Here is a 23,789-nt window from a genome sequence, read left to right as displayed (position 1 = left end):
TTAGGTAACGGGACATCGCTTCTATCTATTTACACTTTCAAAACGCTCATGTCCAATGTGAACCTGCCACTCCACAACTCTAGCAGAGTCCGCTAACATCCCATCCCGCACACGGGGGCTACTGTTGACAATTGCTTGAGCCGCTTCTAAATTCTCCGCCTGAATGACCCACAGCCCCGTTCCATCATGGGGAAAAAACGGGCCACAGCACAGTAGTGTTCCTTTGTCATACTGCTCACGAAACCAAGCCAGTTGATTAAGGTCATGTTCTGGGTGAGCGTTTTTATAGTCGTAATACTCTGGAACAGTTGCGACAACAACGGCAAAAAGTTGAGACATATCCTCTTGTTTACTGAGTGATTTGGGATGATGTTCAGATTTTATAAGTATAGTTGAAGCGCGTTTACCATTGCAGTCGCATAACCCTTGCTTTCAGAGCGATCGCTTCTTTGCGGGGCGTAGCCCATCTCCCTTCAGAATTTACCACTCGTTTGGAGACAGTATTAGAGAAGGTGACAAGCAAAACAAATTCAAGCGAGGAAACCTCAAGTGATGCCTACGGTGGTCACTGAGCTTTGTCGAAGTGTGGTAAACGCGGTAGCGTTGCATAGCAAACAAAAGCCATCGCTCTTGAACTGCTGTATTGTTATACTTGTAGCAAATTTGTCAATGTCATTACAGTTTTTATACTAATTTAATTAACGTCAGGAAAGTGGGAACGATGATAAAACTATCACATCTTCCGAGTATTTTAGTGGGGATGCGCTTCGCTCTAGCTCCTTTACTAGTTTTCGATGCTTTAGACCATAAAACCAGTTTTTGGTTCATCATCGCTTACGTTATTGCCGTACTTTCAGACATTTTTGATGGTATCATTGCCCGTCGCTTAAAGGTTAGTACAGCCCAACTTCGTCAAGCAGATAGCTGGGCTGATATTTGTTTATATTTGTGTGTGGCGATTAGCACTTGGTTAGTATATCCCCAAGTAATCATCGATTTTCGAGTACCTTTATTATCCGCGATCGCTATCCAACTAATATTATTCGCGATTAGTTTAATCAAGTTTCAGAAATTCCCCAGTTTCCATACTTACACTGCTAAAGCATGGGGATTAGCCCTACTTGCGGCGACAGTGGGGCTATTTGGTTTTGGTTACGTGAACACCCTTTGGTTTGTGATCGCGCTTTGTTGGCTCAATAGTTTAGAAGAAATTGCTATGACGCTGTTGTTACCAACTTGGCAATGTGATATTTTGAGTATCTTTCATGCAGTAGAGTTACGTAAAGCATTGATGCACTCGTCAACTAGTCAGGACGGAGTGTAGCTCCGTGAGATTAAAGCATTTACTACGCAAAAATTTCCAGATTTTACTACTGCTGGGTGCAATATTACTCTTTTTCACAACTCCCTTACGGAATTTACTCAATCAAGAGATTCTCTCATTTTGGTTGCAAAGATTAGGTATTTGGGCTGTTCCCTTATTTATCTGCACCTACGTATTGGTCACAGTCTTAGGTTTGCCGATAACAATTCATACATTAACTGGAGGCATGGTTTTTGGTTTGGGATGGGGAAGCATTTTGTCTACATTAGCCGCAACATTGGGAGCAGTAGGAGCATTTTGTCTAACTCGATACCTATTTCGAGATTGGGCAACAGCAAAATTCGGTCAACATAAACTGCTGAAAAAATGGCATCAAGCACTCGAACAGAATCCCTTTTCCTTAGTTCTATCCCTACGCTTTGCCCCGATTGCTCCGTTTAATATTATTAACTTTTTGTTGGCACTAACCACAATCAACCTGAAGATTTATACCCTTGGAACCTTAATTGGAGTGATTCCAGGCACGATTGCTTATACTTGGTTGGGTGCTTCTGGAAAAACAGCTTTACAAGGAAGCGATGCCTCTTCGTTTATACTTGCGTCGATTTTTTTGGTATTTTTATCGGTGTCACCATTGTTATTTAAGTGCTGGTGGAAAATGAAATAGAAGCGATCGCCTCCAATCACTCAATCCCCCCAAACCCTGCTAAAATCCTTGTATTGAATACATCAACTACCATGTCTGGCAAAGGATTTGGACAACGCCAACCCACAAAAATCGATAAACTTGTTGAATCTGCGGTGTGTTATTGCCAACAGCGACACCCAGAAGCATTAGACCAAATTTTTGACAACCTGCCTGTTAAGCTCAACCAGCAAGTGTTAAATGGTACGGTTGCAGCTTTAAAAAAAGACATTGATAGCCTCAGTTGGCTGTGTGGTTATTTTGCATCGGAAATTAACAGCACTTCAGACAACGATAAACCCTACCATCCCATTACCTTGTTATCAAAACTGTTGATTAAATCGGGAATGCAGCCATTCATTGATTTTATGCCCTACATTGGTTGCCGCATTTCCATACTCAACAACGAGAAATTTGAAGCACTACCGCCCAGAGTGCAAGCAGCAGTCAAAGAAGCTTTTGATGTGGTAGAAACTAGTGGGGAAGAGGCACAAAGGATAAATGAGGCGCTGCTACGAGAGTTGGAAGTGTAATAGAACTGCCGGATGAGCGTAGGCATCGCTACACACATTTACGTGTTTATTGATATTAGGTGTTAATGTGCATCTCTATTTATTAAATATATTAGTTGGATTGGAATATTGTGATAAGGGTATCATGCCAAATAGTAATTTCTTGAATAGTCTGATTGATTTTATCTGTATCACTGGTGATTGTTTCTAAATCTAACAGACAATTCACTAAGAATCTAACTAAATAAGTCAATTTCAAAGCATTATCAAATGCTAGATTTGGCATTATGTTTTCAATAAGACATATTGATTCTTTAATAATATTCTCTATTCTTGGGCTTTGACCTTCTTGTAATAAAGTTTGTATTGTTTGTAAATTGTTAACTAAATTATCTAAATTCGCTTGAGCTTCTTGTCTAAGCAAAAATGTTTGCGTTTGTGTAAAATCGTTCATAAAGTTATATTTTTGCAGGTTCTAATAAAACTGTTAAACTATTTTCCCATTCATCGAAGAACCCATCAGGCCATCGGTCAATTCTGCCGTCTTTATCAATGCGTGGTGACACAACTTTAATAAAAGCTTGACCTTGGTTTTCTTGACGTTGAAAGTAATGTAATTGCACATCTTCTGACTCAATTTTACCACCATGTACCGCAAGACGAATGCCGTTTAAAATCTGGTCGCTATGAGTTTCTACCACAACTTGAACGCCGCAGTTAGCAGCCAGGGCTAACAATTTACCCAGCTTTGTTTGTGCTTGGGGGTGGAGTCCGGTTTCTGGGTGTTCAATCAGAATTAATGCACCTGGACTTGATGCTAGAATTGCCACGATAATTGGTAAAACGTAGGTAATGCCGTACCCGGTAGGGTCACTAAATTTTAAGTTAACCAAATCCATATCTAGATATGCGTCAACTTGGATATGTAGGTCAGAAATTATTTCTCCCATCCATGCTTCAACTTGGTCTAGCAAATTTGTTGATTTTGCTTGCGGGTGAGCGAGTTCGGCGATAGGAATTGGTTGATTACCATAAGTGTAGAGAAAATGTGCTGTATATTCGCCAAGCGCACCAATTTGTCTAAGTTTTCGCCTTTGGTAATTTAATATTCCTGATGTAGTTGTTGCACGTTCTGATTGAAGGTGATAAAGTTGCCCGTTGAAAATGCTTGACTGATAAACATCGGCATCAACAGATTGGAATCCACTCTCTAAAAAATCTGCTTCTCTCTCTAAGGAGTTGTAGTTAAAGTGCCAAATTCCCTTAGTTTCGTTTTTAAAACTAAGCCCAAATCCTACATAGTCTTGTTTGGCATTTTCATACAAAGCGTCCTTTGCTGTGCCAATATTTACCAAGTTTCCATTGAGCAATAAACCAGTGCTTTGTAGTAAATTTTGCTGGTAAGATTGATGCAGCAGTGATAATGCTTGCAACACAGAGGATTTACCAGTGCTATTGTAACCAGAGAGTAGGGTAAGCGATTTGAATTCAACTAATTGATTCTCAAATGCTTTAAAATTTAGCAGCCGTAATGAGCTAATCATTATAGTTAAAATGTTTTTTTATTTATTCAATTTTACTATAGTTAATTGGCTTAGTTAAAAAACTTAAACACAATAAAATTTAAAGTACTTCATCTTGCTGAAATTTTTCCCAATCAAACTCAAGAGTCAGGATTTCAAAAAGTGTTGGTGATAACACATCTAACTCTATAGGTTCACCAGTATAAATAACATCTGGAAAGTCTTGAGGGTGAAAGATTCCGTGAGGAATACCCTCTCCTTTTAACCACATCTTAGCTCGATAATCGATGCGTTCTCCACTTGGTAAATCAATCCAAAAATGCGGCTCAATGTGTTGATGATGTTGAGTCAAAACCCCAAACATTGGCTGATGCTCAATGCTGTGATTAGTTAGTACAGTGTGACAGATGCGGGTCATACCATCGCACTCTGTTTGAGAAGAATCATAGGGGTTAAGGAGTTGTTTAATTATTTCCCTTTGTGTCACTTTATTACTCCTCAATTAGTTCCAACCCAGTCTCTCTAGCCACCCGTTGAGCTACAGATTCTCTAAAGGGGCGAGGATTAGCTTGCAACCACCGAGAAAATTCATGTATTAAAATCTCGTTATAAATATCAAGATGTTCCTCTAACCAATCTGCTTGTAATTCAAAACCAAGGTCTTGAAGGGTGATGATAACGCAGGCATAATTGAACATATTGCACAGTCCGCTAGCCCTAACCTCAGCCAATGCTTCCATTAAAAGCGGAGGGCGATCGCTCAAGTTACTCAATAATGTTTCCTTCGTCATCCCGTTTCACCTCGACTACCTTAACATCAAACCCTTCCCACTCCTCCACAGTAAACCCTTCTGTGGTTTCTTCTGGATACCGCAGTGCCATTTCTTGCCATGCAGCTTCTTCGTTGATTGCCCAGATGTAATGTCCCTGTCGTTCTCTAATGTCATTACGCCCAGTGCAGTCATGAGCATAGAGGACATTACGGGTGCAGCGATATTCGCGCATATTTTTTTTGGAAACCAGACGTTGCACCTGCTATTTTAGAACGTTGCTGAATATTCAAACTCTGATTGCCAAGTTTTATCTTGAGGACAACCCAACTTCGATTGTGCAGTATGATACATTGACAGTAAAAATTTCCGTCGAGCAGGTTCTGTAACTCCTGTTTGCCAAATTAGAGTTTCTTTAAGAGGATGATTACTTTTAATTAAGTATTCATTTCGAGTATGCAACCGTTCCAAATATCTAATGTGGGGCAGTCGGTCAAACTTGCCTCGCTCCCCTCGGTTGCAATTTTGGGATGATAATACCAAATTCCACACGCCATCAAGGTTTTGAATACCATATTTTCCTAACGTGTGTGGTAAAAAATGGTCTACATCTGTTAAATTTACCTGCGTAGGCTTAATCGAAATATCCGCAAAGGAATAAAAACACTTGCCCTTCTGATAGCCGTTGAGTGCATCTCTACATGAGGTTACATCTGTGCGACGGTTGCAATCGCTTATTGTAAACAACAACTTTAACTCTGGGTCATAGCTGACAGCAATCAAATTGCGAGAAATGTTTAACTCCCATGCCGTCTCTACTAATCGCCACCGCGCCTCTACTTCTTGGGTGAAATTCTGGAATTGCTCAGTTTGTGCTAATCGAAATAGTTCATCCGTTACGGTAATACCACCTCTTGTCTTGTCAAAAAAGCGAACCGATAGCGGTTGTGAATTTACGTTATGAAACTTATCAAGCACGACTTTAAAAGCCTCTTGAGCAGTTGTTGCAATCAATTTGTCTTTGGTAATTTCACCTTTGTTAAATTGTCGGCAGGCTTGAATAAAAGGATATGGTTTCTCACTGGCTTGATTTTGGGTATCGCACTGTTGTAAATGCTCAACGACATGCCGCGAGAATGGTTCGGCGAGTTCGTCTAGGGTAATTATTGTCTTTCCCATCGTTGCAAGCTCTAGCAGAGACTTTCCCAACGCAAATTTGTAACAGGCAACGTTTTTACCAAACAAAATAGCTGCCCGCCAGTAATCTTCCAGTGTCGGGTCAATCGCAAAAAACTTTGACTCGCTCATTGTATTTTTAGATACTCATTGCTTTCGGCTACAGCCTAACTTTTGAGTATCGAAAAACACATCAGTTCCATTACGGTTATCAGTATTATTCAGCTAATATTTGCTGTAGAATATGCGGGTTGTAGCTGCACGCTCATCATGACTCATCGGTATCCATTCAGCACAATTCACCCAGCCGCATATTACGGTCAGCGTGTAGCAGTTTACTTCAACCTGCATTACCACGTCTTTTCACTCAAGCAAGGGGGAAAAAGCGGGTTGTTGTTAACTCATGCTGGGGTGTGTGCCTTGACTGATGCCGTGTTTGAGGTTGAGCGCAAGGGACGAGAACGTACGATCACTCAAGAGCGCAAAAATGTCCACGCCTATGTTGTGGGTATTTTGCAGTCGTTAGGGTGGGAGCAGCTGAGTGATAACGCAGTGCGATCGCTCATAGGATTAGGCTACCAGCGAGTTACATATAACTTGCATCCCGACCACCCACTGTTTTATTGCAAAGATGTAATGCCTTATACACCAATAACTACTGCTAAAGCAGTTATTTTAAATGACAAAATTGCTCTAGCTCTAGTTGAGTAAATCAGTAAGAATTTGTGGCAGATGGCAAACGACCTATACAGTTATGTGAATAATGACGAAAAATCTCGCTTACTACATCAATAAGTTTGCCAATCTCAGGGTATCCCGTTCTAATGGGGTTGCACCGAATAAACCCATTTTGCTGCTGTCAATTATTGAGCTAATAAGCCAAGGGGAGATTAGGCGAAACCAAATTCCTTTATCGGCTGAACTCATTGCCACATTTCTTAAACTTTGGAGTCACCTGGAGCCAGTACGCAAACCAGATATTGGGCAACCCTTTTTTTACCTTAGAAGCGATGGCTTTTGGCATTTCCAACCCAATCTCGGATTTGAATTAACGGTTACATCTAAAGCAAAAATTGTTACTCCTGGGGCTATTCGGCAGGCAGTTGAGTACGCCCACCTTGATGATGAACTCTGGTCACTGCTGCAAAACGAGAGCGAACGCACTGTACTAACCCACACACTCATTAATTCCTGGTTTAACGAGCGTACACAGGATATTGAGCCATTATTGCAAGTCAATGCCTTTGCAGAGTTGCAAGACCAATTGCAGCGCACTGGTGGCAAGGTCTATCAACCAGAGGAATTAGAAGATGAGCAAGCTGTAATTGTGCGAGATGGTGCTTTTCGTAAAATTGTTGTCTCAACTTACAACCACACTTGCGCTTTCTGCGGGTTACAAATACTTGACTCACTTGGTCAAAACATTGTGGACGGGTCGCACATCAAACCATTCTCCCAGTTCTACGATGACCGCATTGATAACGGGCTGTCACTATGCAAAAATCATCACTGGGCATTTGACCGCTTCTGGTTTACTATCAACGACGATTACACTATCATCGTCTCTGACAACCTGCGGGAAGATTCACCCAACGCTAGACCAATGCGAGAATTTAGGGGCGATCGCATTATCTTACCAAGCCAACAACAGTATTATCCTAGACAAGATTCTCTACAATGGCATCGTGAAGAGTTTTCAAGGCGTGCTGCATGAGCAAAAAACCTAGAGGTTGGTTTAATGAAATTGCTATTCGTCCCGTTGTTCATGTAGACGGTTACGAAAGCTATGAGAAAATTTGCGGTATTGTTGCTGATGCGTATTTTTCTGCTACCGAAAAATTATTGCTTTCATCACTCAGAAGCAACCCCAAGGATTCAAGGTATATTAGCCTTTACACACTTTTTAAAGTAGGGCAAGCCAAATGCCCCGCTTACTGGGTAAATAATGATTTGTTGAGCGCATTGATGCAATCAAATTTAGATGTTGAAGTTGAAAATTTGCAATGGGCAATGAAAACAGGATTTTTTATGCTGCCCAAGGGTATAGTTTTTTCCCCAGAAAAACGTAGTATTGATGCAATTTTTTGGCATTATGATACATCTGATGACTTGCTTTATTGGGCTGCAATCGATGGAGATAGTGTTTTCTGCCGCAGATTCAAAGTTAGTGATAATTTAAAAAAGTTCAGATATACCGATGTTAAAGATTTTAATCCGCAGGTAGTTGTAGAATTTAATGAATATTTGCACTCAATTTTACTACGATTAATTTTGATTATGGAGTGCCGCCCTGAACTTGTAGATACAACAAGCGAACTAGTTAGGGTGAATAGAGGTTTTGGCAAAGCGCAAGCGCAAGATTTTTATCAACCACTTTGGCTAGGACTTGGATATCGACTCAAACGTGAAGGGACGCAAAGCAGTGAAGGCAGTAGCGGTACACATGGTACTAAAAGCGTTCATTGGAGACGCGGATTCTTACGCAATCAGCCTTACGGGGAAGGCAGACAGCAAAGAAAACTAGTTTGGATTGAGCCAGTTTTAGTAATGAGTGGAAAAGAATCATCATGATGACAGACGATGAAGTTAATGGCAAATATGAATCTGGTCAATATAAATTAATTCAAGAAATTAACAGGATAAAGCTACCAGCCTTAGTTGACAATATCAGGTTTAATCCTAATTACATGGTGATTGATAATGAGAGTCAATCTGCTGTGAATTGGGATGATGTTAAAAAATCCAAGCTAATTGAATCTTTTATTATTAATTTCCCTGTAATGCCAATTGTTCTCTATGAAAGGTCAGATCATACACACGAAGTTATTGATGGCAAGCAAAGGTTAAAAGCAATTGTCGATTTTTACAGTAATCAATTAGTTTTGAGCGGGCTAGAAGTTAAGACAGAACTAAATGGATGCACTTATGCTACTCTTCCATATCATGCAAAGAGAGTGCTGAATCGCCATTCTCTATCTTTGATATCGATTATCCCTTCAGAGGATGCCAGCCCCGAAGAAATAGCAAAAATCATAGAGATTATTGCAGAACACCTTAATTAAAGAGCTGCGATGGCGTACCAGATCATCAATAGGAAAAAGGAAGCTTTGGGCTAGCGAAAATGTGTTGGCAGCTATCAGTTAGCTAAACGCACAGATTGTAAATTCATAGTAAACTATGTACAATAAAAGAGTAAGCGATCGCACATTCTGACTATCCCCATTAAAACAATCATGAAGCTGCAACGTATCGAGGCAGGTGAATATCTTACTCGTGATGGTAGGTTTTATGTCCGAAATACCTATTACTCTAACGGTATACCCGGACGGAGTAACACAAGTTCGGGGTGGTTGATTGAAGATAGAAGCGGGGCAACTCCGTTTCAAGTAAGCAGCAGTCAAAAGACTAAGCTACGGCGGGTGGATACACTTGCACAGGCCAGAGAAATTATGGCACGGATTATTCAACGTGACGCTGAAGCAAAAAAGCTACGTGATGCCGGATGGTGTAAGGAAGACAACCCACAACAGCCGGGGGTTTGTTGGCGATCGCCGTACACAGACAGATTGTTAACACAAACTGAGGCATTACTGGAATTAAGTTTGATGTTATGAGCAATAATTCTATGACTAATGAAGAGAGAGCATCTCTAGAAAATGCCATCAAAATTTATGTAGCGATGGGTGTACTAAATCGAGTTTCACAATCAACAAAAACATTTTTAGCTCGTGTTCCAGGTATAGATACTCGGAGACTACAAACTCTCATTAAAAACCAAAATCAAGAAATTGCAGCAATGGCTGGGGCTAAAGATGTGATTTATAAAACTGGAGACTACCTTCCATCTGGTCGTGGTGCTTTCGGTCTTAGAGGTGGTGGTGAACGTGCAGTAAATATTTCACCATCAATTGAGTTTATTTTTTAATAAAAAAATATGAACACATTAGAACTAAAATCAGGGGATAAAATCGGAGTATTTTTCTATGATGACAAGCGTGGCACTAAAGCCGTAATTGAAGAAGTTATACATATTTCATCTAGTGGTACAATTACTCTCAAAAATGGCACTCGCTACAACCGAAATGGAAGAGAAGTAGGTGCTTTGGGCGAGGGAACTTATTTGTGTACTGTAGAAAAAGCTCAAGCTGTTATAGAGAAGGCGGCACAACGTCAGCAACAAAAAGAAGAATATAAGGCATACTTAGCATCACCTGAAGGTAGATGTGATAAAGCTGCGGCATTAGCGGTAAATGCTGCTATTAAAGCACTTAATCAATACGGCTGGTATGCTGATGTTGATGGTCGCATGGATGTGATGGAATTAGAAATTGAGCAAATTATCAAAAAATATGTCAGCGAACACGAACCTACAAGCTAAAAGTTCAGTTATTTAATCAATTGAGGTTAAGTTTTATGTTTGAGCCAAATGAAGAGGGAAAAGTCAGATTGTACTTTACAGAAGATAAAATTTGCATTAGTTCCTACAAAGAAGTAGAAAAATACGAGCGAAAAACCAAAAACAGCTATTGGGCATCTGAGTTTTTTAAACTGCCACCAGACTATAACCCAATTGGTAAAACAGCAGATGAAATTAAGTTAGCTGTTAGAGAAGTACTTTTATCAAAATAGCTGAAAAAAAGCTTAGGTCTGTGATTTAACCTTATATGTACTACGGATACCGTTGTTATACTAAAGAAGATAAGCCTTTAGGTTGGCTATACACATTTAGCTGTGATAGTGAATATGCTTTTACCAATACAGATTTACATTGGTGCAAGCGTTGGAAAACTGAACGAGGGGCAAAAAAACATTTTGAACATTACAATAGTCGCTGGCAATTCAAAAGTCAAGGAGGCTATCTCAAAATTGAAGTTATGCCAGAGTTTTCACAAAGCAAATCTTCTGCTAAGTCTAATCAGCAGCGATGGAATGAAGCCAACCGTGATGCACTTTACCAAGCTCAAGAAAATTACAACCAGAAGCGCCCTATAATGTCATTTCGTCCAAAAGCCGAACTGTTGGAATGGCTGAAAGAGGAACGTACAGCAGATGACAATGGTGAACCAGAAACTGATGCCTCACTCCTAAATCGCAAGTTAGAAAAACTCAGACAGTTAGAACAACAGGGATTTTAAGACAGTGAAAGCAGAAGAATTAAAAAATTTAATTATTAGTATTCTTCAAGAAAAGCCTAGATTCTTTGACCATGTTTGTACTAAAGATATCAAAGCTTTACTATTAGAACATTATAATATTTCTGTAACTGAGAAAATGATTATTAAAGTGATGATGCAAGTAGTAGAAGAGGGGGTAAGTAAATTTGGTGGGGATGGTTACGAGTGTGGGGATGGTAGTACACTAACATGGGCTGATGAACACGCAGTAGCTGGGTCAAAACTGACAGGAGTTCATAAGTATTGGTGGTTTAATATTTAGTTAAAATTAATTCAATTAATATTAAATAAGGAATTTAATAATGAAATGAATAATCTAGACCGTCTGCTAGCAATATTAAAAGAACAAGCAGACTTAATTGATAAACTTAACACACGTTCTGATTTCCGCTACAAAAGTACACAAAGGCTAGTTTTGGATTATGGTAAACCTTTTGTAACTCAGGTTAAATCACCATTTAAAGGTGAACGTAAAGCTTGCTTTGAAAATTGCTTAAAAGGATTGTTGAGGTATCCAAACCTAAACTACTGTGAAGGATTTGCTATTAGTGAGGATATTGATATAGCTGTATCCCATGCTTGGCTGGTCAATAATGATGGAGAATTAATTGATCCAACTTGGATAGATGAGCGATTTAAAGGTAGTGCTTATTTTGGAGTAGTCTTCACCGATGATTTTGTAAGGGAAATAGCCCAAAAGACTAAATGCTATGGAATCCTAGACAACGATTTCATGAATGAACACCAGCTATTACGAGAAGGTTTTCCACCTCACGCACTACTCACTGAGGTGATAGACGCTCAATGATTAGTGCGTAGGCGCAGCCCGCCGTTAGGCATCGCTCCCCCAATTCTTAGAGGAAAAAAGAGCGATCGCCCGACCCCCAAGCGTGACGGACGCTGACGAACCTCAAAGTCCGCAGCCCACGGCGACCAGTCAACCGTCAGACCATCGTGAACGTCGGCAGCTGACCAGTGTTGTCAAAGAGGCCAACGCTGTAGCTGCCTCCATAGGGCGCAACCATCGCATTTGATCGCACGGCGGCCCGCGCCCAGTCTGCGTTCCCAACTGCCGATGCTGCAAGGGCCGCCAGCCCAGTAGCCTGTATGCACTGCAAGAAGTACGCGCTGGTCACGAGGAGCAGGTCATACGTGGGCTGGTCGTAGTTCGCTATTGCAAGGAACACGTTCTGGGGCTGCCACGTTGCCTTGCCCCGCACAACCCCGGACGACTGGATTGCCAGGAGTGAGTCGGCACCACCTGCACCGTTGACAATCTCAGCATAGCGACTGCCCGGCCGACTTGCGGCTTGCTCGGTGTGTCGCCGCCAATCATCGAGCGGGCGGATCTCCTCGACAGCATAAGTACCGTCGAAGAGTAAGGTGTCGCGGTAGATGAAATAGCCCACAGGAGCCATCGCATTCGTCGGCTTTGAACCAGTGAGAATTTGGTCGAGGTAGCCCGCGTTGTACCCGTAGCTATCGGTGAGTCCCTGGAGCGACGCACCCCGAAGACTCCCCTCGGCGTAAGCGATCGCTCCGGCATCGTTGCCGTTGAATGCTGTGAGCACGGCGTTAATGCGCGTCACAATCGCGTTAAAGCTATTGGCGGTCGGCGCAAATCCGGGCCGTGGGTTCGGTGAACCCGGCACCGGGAAGCGGATGAAAGCGTCGCGCAACCACACGCCGCCAAAATACCCGGCAAGGTGCATCAGCCACAGCAACGTCGAAAGCGACGGGTCGCCGGGTTCGGACGGTCGGAGTGTCTGCTCGAACACGTACACCGGGACGTAGCGTGAGAGGAAGTCAATCGGATCGTGACCTCCAAGCGGGGTTGTGCGTGCGTAGGCGCTCACGAGTTGGTCGAGGAGGTCTATATCTTCGGTCATGACAGTTCGAAGGTTGTCGAAGAATGGGTATGGGGGCAGGTTGAGCCGCAGCCGAGGTTGGCTTTGTGCAACGGCGATGCTGCCGAGAAGTCCGGTTCTTGAGAGGGACGTGGCGGCAAGTCCGGTCGCTCCCGCTCTCACCGCGCCAATGAAGAACGCACGGCGCGAGATGTGGTTGTGCATAATGATTCCCTCTGCTACTGAATTAAAATACAGTAAATTTAATAAATCTCCAATTTCAAGAATTTTCTATATAAATTAATGGGCTTATTTATCAATAAGCAACTATCAAGTAAATATCAGGTATAGAGGATAGCGGCTAAGAGCGACACCAAGCAGTCCGTCATAGACATCGCTCACATTCTTAGAGTAAAAAAAGCTATCCCATACAAAAAAGCCCAGTCATCTCATAACTGGGCTTTTAACTATCTCAATCAATTATTGGAGGTGAGTAGTTTCACACTATGCAGCAGGTTGTTCAAGATTAACCTTGACAACTTTGTTCTTTTCTTGCTCAGTTTTTGGCAGTGTCAAATTCAAAATGCCATCTTTATAATCTGCGGTGACATTGGTATTTTGAATCCGAGCAGATAGAGGAATTACACGTTGGAATTTACCATAGTAGAATTCACTTCTTGTAGTGCCATTATTTTCGGTTTTAGTTTCGGATTTACGTTCACCGCTAATGTGAACAGCGTCTTGGGTAACTTGAATATCCAGGTCTTTAGCTTCGAGTCCTGGCAGTTCTAATTTGAGAAGAATCGCATCATCAGTTTCTTGCAACTCAGCCGCCGGAACTCTGATAAAGCCTTTTTCAAGCCGTGCAGATGGTACTCTGGTATCTCCAAATAAGCCGTTGATGTGACGTTCTAAAGTGTTCAATTCTTGCCAGGGGTTGTAACGAACTAGTACCATAACTCTTTCTCGGAAAAATTCAGCTATTGTTTAATGGTTTTTGCACTTGGTTTTGTGCTTATGTATTTATAATAAGTATGGTTAAAACTCGTGTAGATTCGGCTATTATCACCTAATAAAATGATGATTACCGTACAGAATTAAGCAGTAAAAAAGATTACGTTTACTCGAATTTTGAGGTTCGGTAAACCCGAATAATAACTATTAATACCAATAATAATCAACTAATTATTCTGCTGTTGAAGGGGATAGTGCAGTCAGGCAGCTTATATTCTCAAAACAACAATCACACTCGCTTTACTCGCTTTGCCATCGCACTATTCAATGAGCATTTTGATTTAATCATCTGGAAACTGCCAAGATGAAATACTTTCTACATCTTTGCTACTGCATTTAATACAAGTAACATCAAATGCTGAATCCATCCACTCATAATCGCAAGTACGACAATGACAGAAAATATTATTGCGGTTGGCATCTTTTATACCCTGATGCCATTGCTGTAGTTGGTCTGGATGTTGAAAAGGTAAATTATCAGACATTTTAATCACCACGAAACACCCTACTTAAACGGTTGCCCCCAACGTTCCCAATTCTCCTTGTTAAATGGCGATCGCCACTTTTGAATCAGCCTCAACTCTAGCGCCTGCCGTGTGCGTCGCTCTACCGGAGCATCCCACCAAAAACCAATATTAACCGCCGTCTCTATCTGATAGCGATAATGTAAGTCTCGGTAACTGCTGATGTAATCTTTACAGCCATGAGTCCCACGCCAGCGTTTGTTACTACGACAGGTTTCGCCAACATAAAGTAGCAATTCAGCAGCAGAATCAATCACAAAATACAAAGCTGCTTGCCCAAAATCATCTGGCATCCGGTAAAAAGCCATTGGTTGTAAATGCAGCGTAAACGGGTCTATCATCTCTGGGTCACAATGTACTGGAGCTAGGTCAAATAACGTCGCCTGCTGCACTGGCTTGGTTTCCCTCACCCGTTGCTGATAGTCCAAAATTTGCGCTTTCCACTTCAGCAGGGCATCAGCACTCATCACCAGCCCCTCTGCTCTACGTGCTGGTGTGGGTTTCACTTCTGGAAATAGGTTTAGTTGATTGGGTTCTACCAAGGTCATCATTGGGAGTTACGAACCTGTAGATTATCCCTCAGAACTGAAAAATTATGTATGCCTTTGATATTCAATCCGCACTTGCTTAACGTCAAGCTCAGATTCTAAAAACACGAGTTTTTCTACTTGCTGTAATCCCACATTTTCAAACTGTTTGAGTTCCGACTCTGATAATGGCCAAGGTGGGCCATCCGGTTCAGCTTCTGTATCTCGAACACGAGTAATCAGCAAAAGTGTACCACCAGGAGCAACGACGGCGGCAACTGAAGAAATCACTGAAGAACGCACATTCAACGGCAAAGCTTGAATATTACGACATTCAAAAACTTTGTCAAAAGCTTGATGCCATTGTGACGGAATTGCCAACAAATCTGCAACTACATAGCTGACAGTCGAATCTGGGAATCGCTCTTGACACCAAGCGATCGCTGTCGGTGAAATATCAAAGGCAGTTACTTCAAACCCTCGATAAGCTAAAGCTTCTGCATCATCTCCCAAACCACAACCAATGACTAGCGCCTTTTGCCTAGAAGCGAACGGTTGATGATTCGTCAACCAATCTTGCAGATAAGGGTGAGGAGCTAACTTTGCCCAAGGAATTTTTGCTGTATCACCTTTAGCTTCGGTATATAACACTTCAAACCATGCCGATGGTTCTGATTTTTGTACAGCAACGCTTGCTAGCTGTTTAACATAAAATCGTAAATCTTCAGGTTGCTGTTCAAACATAAAAACTGACATTATTAACAATTGTGCAAAATTTCCGAATACCCTAAGTATTGTAGATGAAGAAAAGCGATACCTACGGTTCAAAAAGCCTACGCTTTACTCTATGACACTTAGATTTTTCAACCCAACATTACCTACTCCAGAAGATAGAGACATTTTTAAAAAGTTGAAGCACACTTGTAAGAGCAAATTCAACTATTTAATAATGGTGTGGCAATGTGGCTAAAATTTGGTGTAAATGAAGAAGGTATCTTGATATGTATTGAAGATATCAACAGGGGGAAGACTTCACTTAAGTGTCCTTACTGTAATGGTGAGTTAACTGCTAAAAAAGGCAAGGTGAAAGAGCATCATTTTGCTCATAATGACCAAACCTGCCGCCCCATAGCTAAACAAGAATTTCCAACGCTGCCACTCTATGATAATTTCAACGTTCAATTATCAGGCAAGGATTTGGCACAGTTAAAACTGCTTTGGCAAGAGTACGGAGCCAAAAATTACCCTATTAGTTCCTACTTAGTTACTCCTGGGTTGATAAAAGCAGGAATGTTAAGAAAAAATGTCTACATTAAACCACCTGAATATGAATTTAGTGATTTGGGAAAAATCCCCATTGGAGCGCTAGAGTTAACGCGATTCAACGATGTGCAAGAGCCGCTATTACTTAAAAAACTGCTGAAACTTGAGCTAGCTTTGAAACACGCTGAGTACAAAAATGCCCCAGATTTGGCATATCGACTTACTGATTTAAAACTCTACCGCGCTCAACTTCAACGTATTTTATCCTCTAGTCTATATTTTTTAGAGATTGAAACGAATATTGAAATTATCTACAAAATAGGAGTAACCCAAAGACCCGTTATCAAGCGAGTAGGAGAAGTAAAAATGGATTTACTTGCTCATTATTCGAGTGCTGCTATTAAAGTATTAGGAACTTGGGAGCATAGAGGTAATGTTGAACTGTATTTCAAACACCGCTATCAAGGATTTAATTATCCCATCGGCAGTTTAACTGAGTACTATAAGTTTAATACTGAGGATGTTAAAATCGTCCTGAGTGACTTGCAACAAATGCAACCTAAAGTACTATCTCTTGATGAAATAGATATTCTTGAGGAGAATACTAACTGGCAGCAAATTGCTGTGTAGTATTTCACGCGATCGCCCTGTGCTTTTTCTTGCATAGGAAATCGGTGGTATGCGATGTCTACTTTTCTACTTTAAGGGGCTGCGCCTACGCCATTTTCCTAGCTTGAAACTGGAACTGATATGAGGGGCGTAGTTTACCGCCAACTCTTGGAGACGCTCCGCGAACGGCATCGCCTCCCTCCTACCTCTGCACCCCCAATCATCGACACTAAAAAGCGCCCCCCTTTATGGAGAGCGCTTTTTGTTTTATTTGACGTACTGCTAATTAACCGTTGATAGCAGGAGCAGAAAGAGCAACAGGAGCAGATTCAGCAGATGCCAAATCTAGAGGGAAGTTGTGAGCGTTACGCTCGTGCATTACTTCCATACCCAGGTTAGCGCGGTTGATTACATCCGCCCAAGTTGCAATCACACGACCTTCAGAGTCAATGATTGATTGGTTGAAGTTGAAACCGTTCAAGTTGAACGCCATTGTGCTTACACCCAAGGCGGTGAACCAGATGCCGATTACAGGCCATGCTGCGAGGAAGAAGTGCAGTGAACGGCTGTTGTTGAAGGAAGCGTATTGGAAGATTAGACGACCGAAGTAGCCGTGAGCTGCAACGATGTTGTAGGTTTCTTCTTCTTGACCGAATTTGTAACCGTAGTTTTGTGACTCGGTTTCAGTGGTTTCACGAACCAAGGAAGAAGTTACTAGTGAACCGTGCATTGCAGAGAACAAGCTTCCGCCGAATACACCAGCTACACCTAGTTGGTGGAAGGGGTGCATCAAGATGTTGTGTTCTGCTTGGAACACGATCATGAAGTTGAATGTTCCTGAGATACCTAAAGGCATACCGTCAGAGAATGAACCTTGTCCGATGGGGTATACCAAGAAGACTGCGGTTGCTGCTGCAACAGGTGCAGAATATGCGATCGCAATCCAAGGACGCATACCTAAGCGGTAGGATAGTTCCCATTCACGACCTAAGTAGCAGAATACGCCAATCAGGAAGTGGAAAATTACCAATTGGTAAGGACCGCCGTTATACAACCACTCATCTAAGGAAGCTGCTTCCCAAATTGGGTAGAAGTGCAAGCCGATAGCGTTGGAGGAAGGTACAACTGCACCAGAAATGATGTTGTTTCCGTAGATCAAGGAACCTGCAACTGGTTCACGGATACCATCAATGTCTACTGGAGGTGCGGCGATGAAGGCGATTACGAAGCAAGCGGTAGCTGCTAGCAAGGTGGGGATCATGACTACGCCGAACCAGCCGATGTAGATACGGTTGTTGGTGCTGGTGATCCACTCACAGAATCGATCCCATACGTTGGCGCTTGAGCGCTGTTGTAAGGTTGTTGTCATTGTTTTATAAATGCGATTATTTGCGGATGAATTAGGTAGGTTTGACTACCTGTTACACATCTTAAAGAATTTATTGCGTTTTGTAAAGTACTTTCAGAAGAAACTTTCTCTTGGAATTAGGACCAACGCAAAATTCACGTAATTGCGTCATTACAAGCGATAGCGACGTATTCACCTAAAACTCTGGCATTGCTTCCCACAATACGTTTCGGTCGCAATGACAAATTTTGCTTGCGTAAGTCCTGAGAATTTACGCGCCCTGCGTGGAAAATCCCTAACTCATTGAAAAATAGCTTGCTTAAAATATTAAGTAAGTTAACGTAAATAATTGTCGTTGGGATAAGGCAATAGGTATAAGGGTTTTAGGCTAGTTCATTTTTCTTTACATATTTTGATTTTATTGTGCCAACTTACTTAACGCCCTGTGCAACTTTGTCTCAAACCTAACCCCCAACGCCTTGACTTGTGTGTACACCGTAGCCCTGTGGGCGAGAGGAATGGAAATGGGGTTCTAAAAATAAGTTGCACATTGCGTTACTTAGATTAGTCAAAACTAGGCGTAAGCGCCATTGAGAGATTAAGGCTTACACCCAACAAATATGGGCTTTATCTTCTTAAGTTGACACTAATGGACAATGCCTACCCCTACGAGAAATCTATATGTATCAGGATTTTCGTGAGAATTGGTCTAAATCTCCGGCTGAAACTTTCTTTAATTACGAATTAAAAAGTGGTTTAATTTGCAGCTTGCTGCTGACTGGGTATTGCCTCTATGCCCACTTCTGGTAAAGGTGGACGCACACACAAATAAATCAATGGCCCGAATAGCGGTATCAACGCTATTAACCAGAATATCTGTGGATTTTTCCAACTGCGACGCGCCATATCATCCCCTAGTAATGCAGGAAATAAGAGACAAAGCAGGGAAAAATCTAAACTCATTACATTGATAAAGCGGTTGGTGTGCCACTCTTGCACAAAACTGCCCCAATCTCCTCCTCTTAAACCGTAGGCAATTAGAAGAACTGTGGCTACAGTCAACACAATCCCAGTCACACGAGAATCTAGCAGCTTGAGTAAGATATTCTTTTTACCAACAAACTGATTATTTGGTTCTCTAAGGGCTAAGTAGGGTAACAAGGCAAATATCCCGACTCCGAAAGAGGCAGTAGAAAATAACCAAGCAGGTATTTTTTGCCCTCTACCATCAATAAATACTACTGCACTGTAGATGAGAGGCCAGATACCCATGAGGTTGAATAGTGCTATTACTAATGGGTTAACGCCTTGCCACTGTCCAGTAGAAAGGTTTTTAATTAACTCGAATGTACCAGGTTGCTCAGGAGGTGCGAGGAAAAAAGCATAAATAACGAATCCTAACCACAGGAAGCCAAAGGCAATTTTTCTAACCATGAAATATTTAAGTAGGATTAATTATTAATTTTGCCACTACAAATTGGGCTATCTACCTGCGATCGCATTATTCATTCGTCTAGACTCGTTGCAGCTGATCTCTAAACCTTACCTTAAGGGTTGAAATAACTGAAGGCTTCTGAGAGGTAATCAGCAGCAGATGCTACAACTGCGATCGCACTTTCATAATCTAAGCGCGTTGGCCCCAAAACTCCCACACTTCCTACTGGTATTGAACCTCGGCGATAGTTCGAAGAAATCAAAGTACAGGTGCGTATCGGTTCTAATGGATTTTCTGCGCCAATGCGAACCGTTACCCTTGACTTACCAATATCTTCTGGTTCTGGTTCCTCAAATATTAATCGCCATAGTTGGTCTTGTTCTTCTTCCAGCAGGTGGATAATCGTTTGTACCTGCTGTAACTGGGAAAATTCTGGCTGGCGCAAAACTTCTGACACACCTCGAACCATAATTTGTGTGGTAGTCGGCGCAAGAGTGCGACGAGTCAATTCGGCAACTGAATTTTTCAAGAATTCTCCGTAGCGTTGGAATTCCTGATCTAGTTCGCTCCAGTTGAGGTTGGCTAATTCCAACAGACTTCGCCCCCGCAAGTGGGTGTTCAAAAAGTTAGAAACAATCTGCAACTCGCGATCGACTACCTCTGAATCTCGTTGTGTCTCTTCTGGTATTGGCGACAAATCCATTAACTTGGAATGTGTCTCATAACCATCGGTAACAACAATTAACATAATCCGCCCAGCTTCAATTTGCACTAATTGCAGATGTCGCAATAGTGCTGTTGTAGTTTGCGGCATAGTTATCAAGCTAATGCAACCACTCAAGGTTGCTAAAATTTGCGCGGCTCCTTGCAGTAGGGTTTCTAAACTCCGATCTTCCCACTGGAGATGCTTTTGTAATGCCACCTCTATTTCTCGCCCTAAAGTTTCTGTCCGCGTAGCGTCTGTCTGCGACACGCTGCGCGAACGCAGAGAAGGTGTAATTAGCTGGTCAACATAAATGCGATAGCCTGAATCTGAAGGTACACGTCCAGCAGAAGCGTGTGGTTGGTAGAGTAATCCAGATTTTTCTAAAACGCCCATCACATTGCGAATTGTGGCTGAACTTACACCCAGGTCGTACTCTTCGCCCAAAGCCTTTGAACCAACAGGCTCTGCCGTAGCAATGTAGTGACGTACCGTTGCCCAAAGTATATGCTGTTGCCGATTTGTTAACTGGACTTCCATAGGATATGTTTTGCTAGAGGCAAATTTTAATCAAAGTCTGGAAAAATTTCTGGATTTGATTTAAACAAGGAATATTAATAATTTATTAAGATAACAAATTATACAATTATATTGTGATAATTAATTTTAAGGTTCGTGTACACCATTCTTGAAAAGTGCGCTTTCAATAGAATCTAGGCTTTGCATCAAAAGCTAAGAGTTTGAATTTACAAGATTCTTTTCTGCCTTATTTTTGCATAATTCTACACTTAGAAAAGTATTGTTGTATACGTATTTTTGCGGCTATTGCAGCTAAGATTAGGGTCGAAAATTTGCGTAAGTTGTGTAGCCATTGGAGAAAGTTACAAACTTTTCTGGCGAGTCCCTAAACTAATTTAGTGCTATTTTCACAATAGCAAAAGCCAGATGGAATTAAGTTCCATCTGAGTAATGCACCCAAACACAAGCTAATATTGGGGAATTGAATGGTCTACTAAGATGGAGTAAGCATCAATACCACCCGAAATATTTTGCACATTTGTAAAACCTTGAGCAATTAACCACTGACACATCTGGGCAGATCGAATACCGTGATGGCATAGCACAAGGGTTTCAGCTTGAGGATTGAAGAGGGTAGGTATTTCATGTCCCCATTCGGCAAATTGACTCAAGGGTAGGTTGACAAAGCCCTCAATGTTAGCGATCGCCAATTCTTCTGGTTCTCGGACATCTACTAGCTGTATACTTCCATCACCAGAGGAAAGACGTTGTGCCAGTTCTTCTACACTAATCTGGTTCATGGGTTGACTAAAAGAATTCCCTATAAACAGTCCTAATCTTATTTATGGTGACAGAAAATCTCTGCCTTTGCATGAGTATCGATTCTCAAGAAGGCTGATAAATTCTGGTAGGCTTTCTGCTTAAATGGCTGTAAACCGTCTTTTTTAAAGGTTTAATGTGAATAGGCAACGTTCATTTATTGGTTTTATCGTAGCAGGTGCGATCGCACTGCTAATTGCGATCGCTGGCTTTTACTGGTTTTTCGCCAAAAGTCCGGCTAACCTCATTGCTTCTACCTCTGAGCCTGGTGCAGCCATATTCGTATCAAAACTTTCGCCAGCAATGGTTTCACTGCTGACGAATCCCGATCGGTTACAGGCGTTGGAACGTGAAAGGGAACTATCTAAACTCAAAACCAGTTTATTCGCCAAAAGCGGCATAGATTATAAACAAGACGTTCAACCCTGGTTAGGGAATGAAATTACATTAGCTATCACCACCTTAGATATCGATCGCGATCCAGAAAACGGACAGCAGCCAGGGTATCTGTTAGCACTAGCAACTAAGCAACCTGAGAAAAGCCGCGAGTTTGTTGAATTGTTGTTTTCCAAACGGGCCTTATCTGGGGCAACTTTAGATGTTGAAGAATATAAAGGCGTAAAGCTGATTTATGACAATTCTCAACCAGAGAAGGATTTACTTGCAGGTGCGGTTGTTGGTGAAGGCTTTGTGTTGTTTGCCAACGATCCGAAAGTCTTGAAAGACGCGATTAATAACGTCCAAGCGCCCGATCTGAATTTGACTAGCTCCCCCGAATACCAAAAAGCTACTAAAGAACTGCCCAAAGGGGGTTTAGCTGTAGCGTTCTTAAATCTTCCTGTTGTAGCAAAATGGCAAGGCTTAGAGTTGTCAGAACAACTTTATAACAGTGAAATTATTTCTCTGGCGTTGAATCCCAAAGGATTGCTAGCAGAAACTACATTTTTGACTTCATCAGAAATTCTCACTCCATCTACAACACTATCTAAACCTGTGGAAGCATTGCAGTATGTTCCAGCATCGGCAGGTTTGGTAATTTCTGGCTCAAATTTGAGTAATTTGGGTGAGAGCGATTTAGCCAAACTCTGGAAACAAGCAACAGCTACTATATATGGTTCTGGGGAAGATGTAGTTTCTCGGTTAGCCAAACCTTTAGTAGATGTTCAAAAACGGTGGGGTATAAACTTACCAGAGGATATTTTTAGTTGGGTACAGGGAGAATATGCGATCGCATTGTTACCTGAGAAAGAGCAAACAACCCCTCATTGGATTTTTGTGGTGGAAAAATCTGAGAGTGTAGAACAAGGTATTGCGCGTTTAGATGCGATCGCATCATCCAATGGACTCAGCATTAATCCTCTGACTATAGATAAGCAAAAAGTCTCTGCTTGGACAGAGTTAACTACGGCGGCTAAAAAAAGTGATGCTAAAGAAGGAGCATCTTTCAGTATTGAAACAAAAGTGCGGGGATTGCATACAACTTTAGGAAATTACGAAATTTTCACTTCTGACTTAGAAACGATAAATGAAATTCTCACAACTAAGGATAATTCCTTAATTGACAATCCCAATTTTCAAGATAGTATTGCTGCAATTCCCTTACCAAACCAAGGCTATATATATCTTGACTGGACAAAGAGTCAGAATTTGTTAGAGCGTCAAGTACCGATTCTCAAACTAGTGGAAGTTTTAGGGAAACCATTTTTTGATAATCTGCGATCGCTCACAGTTAGCAGTTATGGAACTGACACGCGATCGCTCAAAGGTGGCGTTTTCTTCCAACTCAAGAATTCATGAAATTTTCATAAAAGCTCAAGTGCAGAAGGTGAAAAATTATTTTATCTTCTGCCTTTTTCTGTTAAGTAAGATTTTCGTAAATTTACTGTATTATTTGCTATTTAAATCGTCCGTTAAGGGTTTTCTTTAAGAGATAAGATCCTGCGTTCAACAGAGGTAATCACATCCAAATCATCAGTTGAAGAATGGTCGCTGCTGCTTATATCAATAGACAGCCTAG

General features: G+C 41.6%; 33 protein-coding genes. 17 read left to right on the top strand and 16 right to left on the bottom strand.

The window, feature by feature from the left end:
- Positions 1–21 precede the first annotated feature (21 nt).
- On the bottom strand, positions 22–339 hold the full coding sequence (locus G1O98_RS00390; protein ID WP_163926652.1) for a YciI family protein: 318 nt from the start codon (positions 337–339) through the stop codon (positions 22–24).
- A gap of 53 nt (positions 340–392) precedes the next feature.
- Here G1O98_RS00390 and G1O98_RS00385 point away from each other — a divergent pair, with 53 nt between their 5' ends.
- From G1O98_RS00385 to G1O98_RS00370, 4 genes are all read left to right on the top strand, one after another.
- Positions 393–572, top strand: a complete 180-nt coding sequence (locus G1O98_RS00385; RefSeq protein ID WP_163926651.1) for a hypothetical protein — start codon at positions 393–395, stop codon at positions 570–572.
- Positions 573–721: 149 nt separating this feature from the next.
- Positions 722–1,324, top strand: coding sequence for a CDP-alcohol phosphatidyltransferase family protein (locus G1O98_RS00380; RefSeq protein WP_163926650.1), 603 nt, complete (start codon positions 722–724; stop codon positions 1,322–1,324).
- Between the two features lie 4 nt (positions 1,325–1,328).
- Positions 1,329–1,991, top strand: a complete 663-nt coding sequence (locus G1O98_RS00375) for a TVP38/TMEM64 family protein (protein WP_163926649.1) — start codon at positions 1,329–1,331, stop codon at positions 1,989–1,991.
- The gene (locus G1O98_RS00370; RefSeq protein ID WP_345940512.1) at positions 1,976–2,542 is read left to right on the top strand and encodes a hypothetical protein; all 567 of its coding nucleotides are present in this window, start codon (positions 1,976–1,978) and stop codon (positions 2,540–2,542) included. Before G1O98_RS00375 ends, G1O98_RS00370 begins: the two co-directional genes overlap by 16 nt.
- 91 nt (positions 2,543–2,633) lie before the next feature.
- On the opposite strand, the gene G1O98_RS00365 is transcribed toward G1O98_RS00370, so the two are convergent.
- The 6 genes from G1O98_RS00365 to G1O98_RS00340 all read right to left on the bottom strand — a co-directional run bounded on the left by G1O98_RS00365 (position 2,634) and on the right by G1O98_RS00340 (position 6,122).
- Complete coding sequence (locus tag G1O98_RS00365) at positions 2,634–2,975, bottom strand: hypothetical protein (RefSeq protein ID WP_163926648.1); 342 nt, start codon at positions 2,973–2,975, stop codon at positions 2,634–2,636.
- 4 nt (positions 2,976–2,979) lie between these two features.
- Positions 2,980–4,065, bottom strand: a complete 1,086-nt coding sequence (locus tag G1O98_RS00360) for a DUF3696 domain-containing protein (RefSeq protein WP_163926647.1) — start codon at positions 4,063–4,065, stop codon at positions 2,980–2,982.
- 79 nt (positions 4,066–4,144) lie between these two features.
- Positions 4,145–4,531, bottom strand: coding sequence for a hypothetical protein (locus G1O98_RS00355; RefSeq protein WP_167306165.1), 387 nt, complete (start codon positions 4,529–4,531; stop codon positions 4,145–4,147).
- A 4-nt stretch (positions 4,532–4,535) separates the two neighbouring features.
- The gene (locus tag G1O98_RS00350) at positions 4,536–4,835 is read right to left on the bottom strand and encodes a hypothetical protein (RefSeq protein ID WP_163926645.1); all 300 of its coding nucleotides are present in this window, start codon (positions 4,833–4,835) and stop codon (positions 4,536–4,538) included.
- The gene (locus tag G1O98_RS00345) at positions 4,810–5,076 is read right to left on the bottom strand and encodes a hypothetical protein (RefSeq protein WP_163926590.1); all 267 of its coding nucleotides are present in this window, start codon (positions 5,074–5,076) and stop codon (positions 4,810–4,812) included. The genes G1O98_RS00350 and G1O98_RS00345 overlap by 26 nt, the downstream gene beginning before the upstream one ends.
- Positions 5,077–5,084: 8 nt before the next feature.
- Entirely contained in the window at positions 5,085–6,122 is a 1,038-nt protein-coding gene (locus G1O98_RS00340) for an HNH endonuclease domain-containing protein (RefSeq protein ID WP_163926644.1), read from the bottom strand.
- Positions 6,123–6,164: 42 nt separating this feature from the next.
- Here G1O98_RS00340 and G1O98_RS00335 point away from each other — a divergent pair, with 42 nt between their 5' ends.
- The 11 genes from G1O98_RS00335 (at position 6,165) to G1O98_RS00285 (ending at position 11,972) form a co-directional block, all read left to right on the top strand.
- Complete coding sequence (locus G1O98_RS00335) at positions 6,165–6,701, top strand: hypothetical protein (RefSeq protein WP_163926643.1); 537 nt, start codon at positions 6,165–6,167, stop codon at positions 6,699–6,701.
- Between the two features lie 52 nt (positions 6,702–6,753).
- On the top strand, positions 6,754–7,704 hold the full coding sequence (locus tag G1O98_RS00330; protein WP_163926642.1) for an HNH endonuclease: 951 nt from the start codon (positions 6,754–6,756) through the stop codon (positions 7,702–7,704).
- A complete protein-coding gene (locus G1O98_RS00325) occupies positions 7,701–8,561 on the top strand; it encodes a hypothetical protein (RefSeq protein WP_163926641.1) in 861 nt (286 codons plus the stop codon). Before G1O98_RS00330 ends, G1O98_RS00325 begins: the two co-directional genes overlap by 4 nt.
- On the top strand, positions 8,558–9,052 hold the full coding sequence (locus G1O98_RS00320; protein ID WP_163926640.1) for a DUF262 domain-containing protein: 495 nt from the start codon (positions 8,558–8,560) through the stop codon (positions 9,050–9,052). The genes G1O98_RS00325 and G1O98_RS00320 overlap by 4 nt, the downstream gene beginning before the upstream one ends.
- A 171-nt stretch (positions 9,053–9,223) precedes the next feature.
- Positions 9,224–9,604, top strand: a complete 381-nt coding sequence (locus G1O98_RS00315; RefSeq protein ID WP_163926639.1) for a hypothetical protein — start codon at positions 9,224–9,226, stop codon at positions 9,602–9,604.
- 11 nt (positions 9,605–9,615) lie between these two features.
- The gene (locus G1O98_RS00310; protein ID WP_163926638.1) at positions 9,616–9,915 is read left to right on the top strand and encodes a hypothetical protein; all 300 of its coding nucleotides are present in this window, start codon (positions 9,616–9,618) and stop codon (positions 9,913–9,915) included.
- A gap of 9 nt (positions 9,916–9,924) precedes the next feature.
- A complete protein-coding gene (locus G1O98_RS00305) occupies positions 9,925–10,368 on the top strand; it encodes a hypothetical protein (protein WP_163926637.1) in 444 nt (147 codons plus the stop codon).
- Between the two features lie 35 nt (positions 10,369–10,403).
- A complete protein-coding gene (locus tag G1O98_RS00300; RefSeq protein WP_163926636.1) occupies positions 10,404–10,619 on the top strand; it encodes a hypothetical protein in 216 nt (71 codons plus the stop codon).
- Positions 10,620–10,654: 35 nt separating this feature from the next.
- A complete protein-coding gene (locus G1O98_RS00295) occupies positions 10,655–11,125 on the top strand; it encodes a hypothetical protein (protein ID WP_163926635.1) in 471 nt (156 codons plus the stop codon).
- 4 nt (positions 11,126–11,129) lie between these two features.
- Positions 11,130–11,426: a hypothetical protein gene (locus G1O98_RS00290; protein ID WP_163926634.1), complete on the top strand. Its 297-nt coding sequence runs from the start codon at positions 11,130–11,132 to the stop codon at positions 11,424–11,426.
- 45 nt (positions 11,427–11,471) lie between these two features.
- Entirely contained in the window at positions 11,472–11,972 is a 501-nt protein-coding gene (locus G1O98_RS00285; protein WP_163926633.1) for a hypothetical protein, read from the top strand.
- Between the two features lie 136 nt (positions 11,973–12,108).
- On the opposite strand, the gene G1O98_RS00280 is transcribed toward G1O98_RS00285, so the two are convergent.
- From G1O98_RS00280 to G1O98_RS00260, 5 genes are all read right to left on the bottom strand, one after another.
- The gene (locus tag G1O98_RS00280) at positions 12,109–13,236 is read right to left on the bottom strand and encodes a hypothetical protein (RefSeq protein WP_163926632.1); all 1,128 of its coding nucleotides are present in this window, start codon (positions 13,234–13,236) and stop codon (positions 12,109–12,111) included.
- A 279-nt stretch (positions 13,237–13,515) separates the two neighbouring features.
- Positions 13,516–13,968 carry an Hsp20/alpha crystallin family protein gene (locus G1O98_RS00275; RefSeq protein WP_163926631.1) on the bottom strand — a complete coding sequence of 151 codons (453 nt, stop codon included), beginning with the start codon at positions 13,966–13,968 and terminating at the stop codon, positions 13,516–13,518.
- Positions 13,969–14,306: 338 nt separating this feature from the next.
- On the bottom strand, positions 14,307–14,510 hold the full coding sequence (locus G1O98_RS00270; RefSeq protein ID WP_163926630.1) for a hypothetical protein: 204 nt from the start codon (positions 14,508–14,510) through the stop codon (positions 14,307–14,309).
- Between the two features lie 20 nt (positions 14,511–14,530).
- Positions 14,531–15,100 (bottom strand): GIY-YIG nuclease family protein, encoded by a 570-nt coding sequence (locus G1O98_RS00265; protein WP_345940511.1) that lies wholly within the window; start codon positions 15,098–15,100, stop codon positions 14,531–14,533.
- A gap of 42 nt (positions 15,101–15,142) precedes the next feature.
- Positions 15,143–15,820 carry a class I SAM-dependent methyltransferase gene (locus tag G1O98_RS00260; protein ID WP_163926746.1) on the bottom strand — a complete coding sequence of 226 codons (678 nt, stop codon included), beginning with the start codon at positions 15,818–15,820 and terminating at the stop codon, positions 15,143–15,145.
- 216 nt (positions 15,821–16,036) lie between these two features.
- Here G1O98_RS00260 and G1O98_RS00255 point away from each other — a divergent pair, with 216 nt between their 5' ends.
- The gene (locus G1O98_RS00255) at positions 16,037–16,969 is read left to right on the top strand and encodes a GIY-YIG nuclease family protein (protein ID WP_163926629.1); all 933 of its coding nucleotides are present in this window, start codon (positions 16,037–16,039) and stop codon (positions 16,967–16,969) included.
- 265 nt (positions 16,970–17,234) lie between these two features.
- Here the strand turns inward: G1O98_RS00255 and psbA are convergent, their stop codons facing one another.
- The 4 genes from psbA to G1O98_RS00235 all read right to left on the bottom strand — a co-directional run bounded on the left by psbA (position 17,235) and on the right by G1O98_RS00235 (position 21,753).
- Positions 17,235–18,317, bottom strand: coding sequence for a photosystem II q(b) protein (gene psbA / locus G1O98_RS00250; RefSeq protein ID WP_159402515.1), 1,083 nt, complete (start codon positions 18,315–18,317; stop codon positions 17,235–17,237).
- 735 nt (positions 18,318–19,052) lie between these two features.
- Entirely contained in the window at positions 19,053–19,730 is a 678-nt protein-coding gene (locus tag G1O98_RS00245; RefSeq protein WP_163926628.1) for a DUF2834 domain-containing protein, read from the bottom strand.
- A 113-nt stretch (positions 19,731–19,843) separates the two neighbouring features.
- Positions 19,844–20,974, bottom strand: coding sequence for a heat-inducible transcriptional repressor HrcA (gene hrcA, locus G1O98_RS00240; RefSeq protein WP_163926627.1), 1,131 nt, complete (start codon positions 20,972–20,974; stop codon positions 19,844–19,846).
- 446 nt (positions 20,975–21,420) lie between these two features.
- On the bottom strand, positions 21,421–21,753 hold the full coding sequence (locus G1O98_RS00235; protein WP_012411996.1) for a rhodanese-like domain-containing protein: 333 nt from the start codon (positions 21,751–21,753) through the stop codon (positions 21,421–21,423).
- Between the two features lie 157 nt (positions 21,754–21,910).
- On the opposite strand from G1O98_RS00235, the gene G1O98_RS00230 reads away from it, so the two are divergent.
- Positions 21,911–23,569: a DUF3352 domain-containing protein gene (locus tag G1O98_RS00230; protein WP_163926626.1), complete on the top strand. Its 1,659-nt coding sequence runs from the start codon at positions 21,911–21,913 to the stop codon at positions 23,567–23,569.
- Positions 23,570–23,789 lie beyond the last annotated feature (220 nt).

Source organism: Nostoc sp. UIC 10630 (assembly GCF_010747425.1).
Classification (GTDB): domain Bacteria; phylum Cyanobacteriota; class Cyanobacteriia; order Cyanobacteriales; family Nostocaceae; genus Nostoc.
The sequence above is the reverse complement of the archived record's forward strand: the minus strand, read 5'-3'. Positions and strand labels throughout refer to the sequence as shown.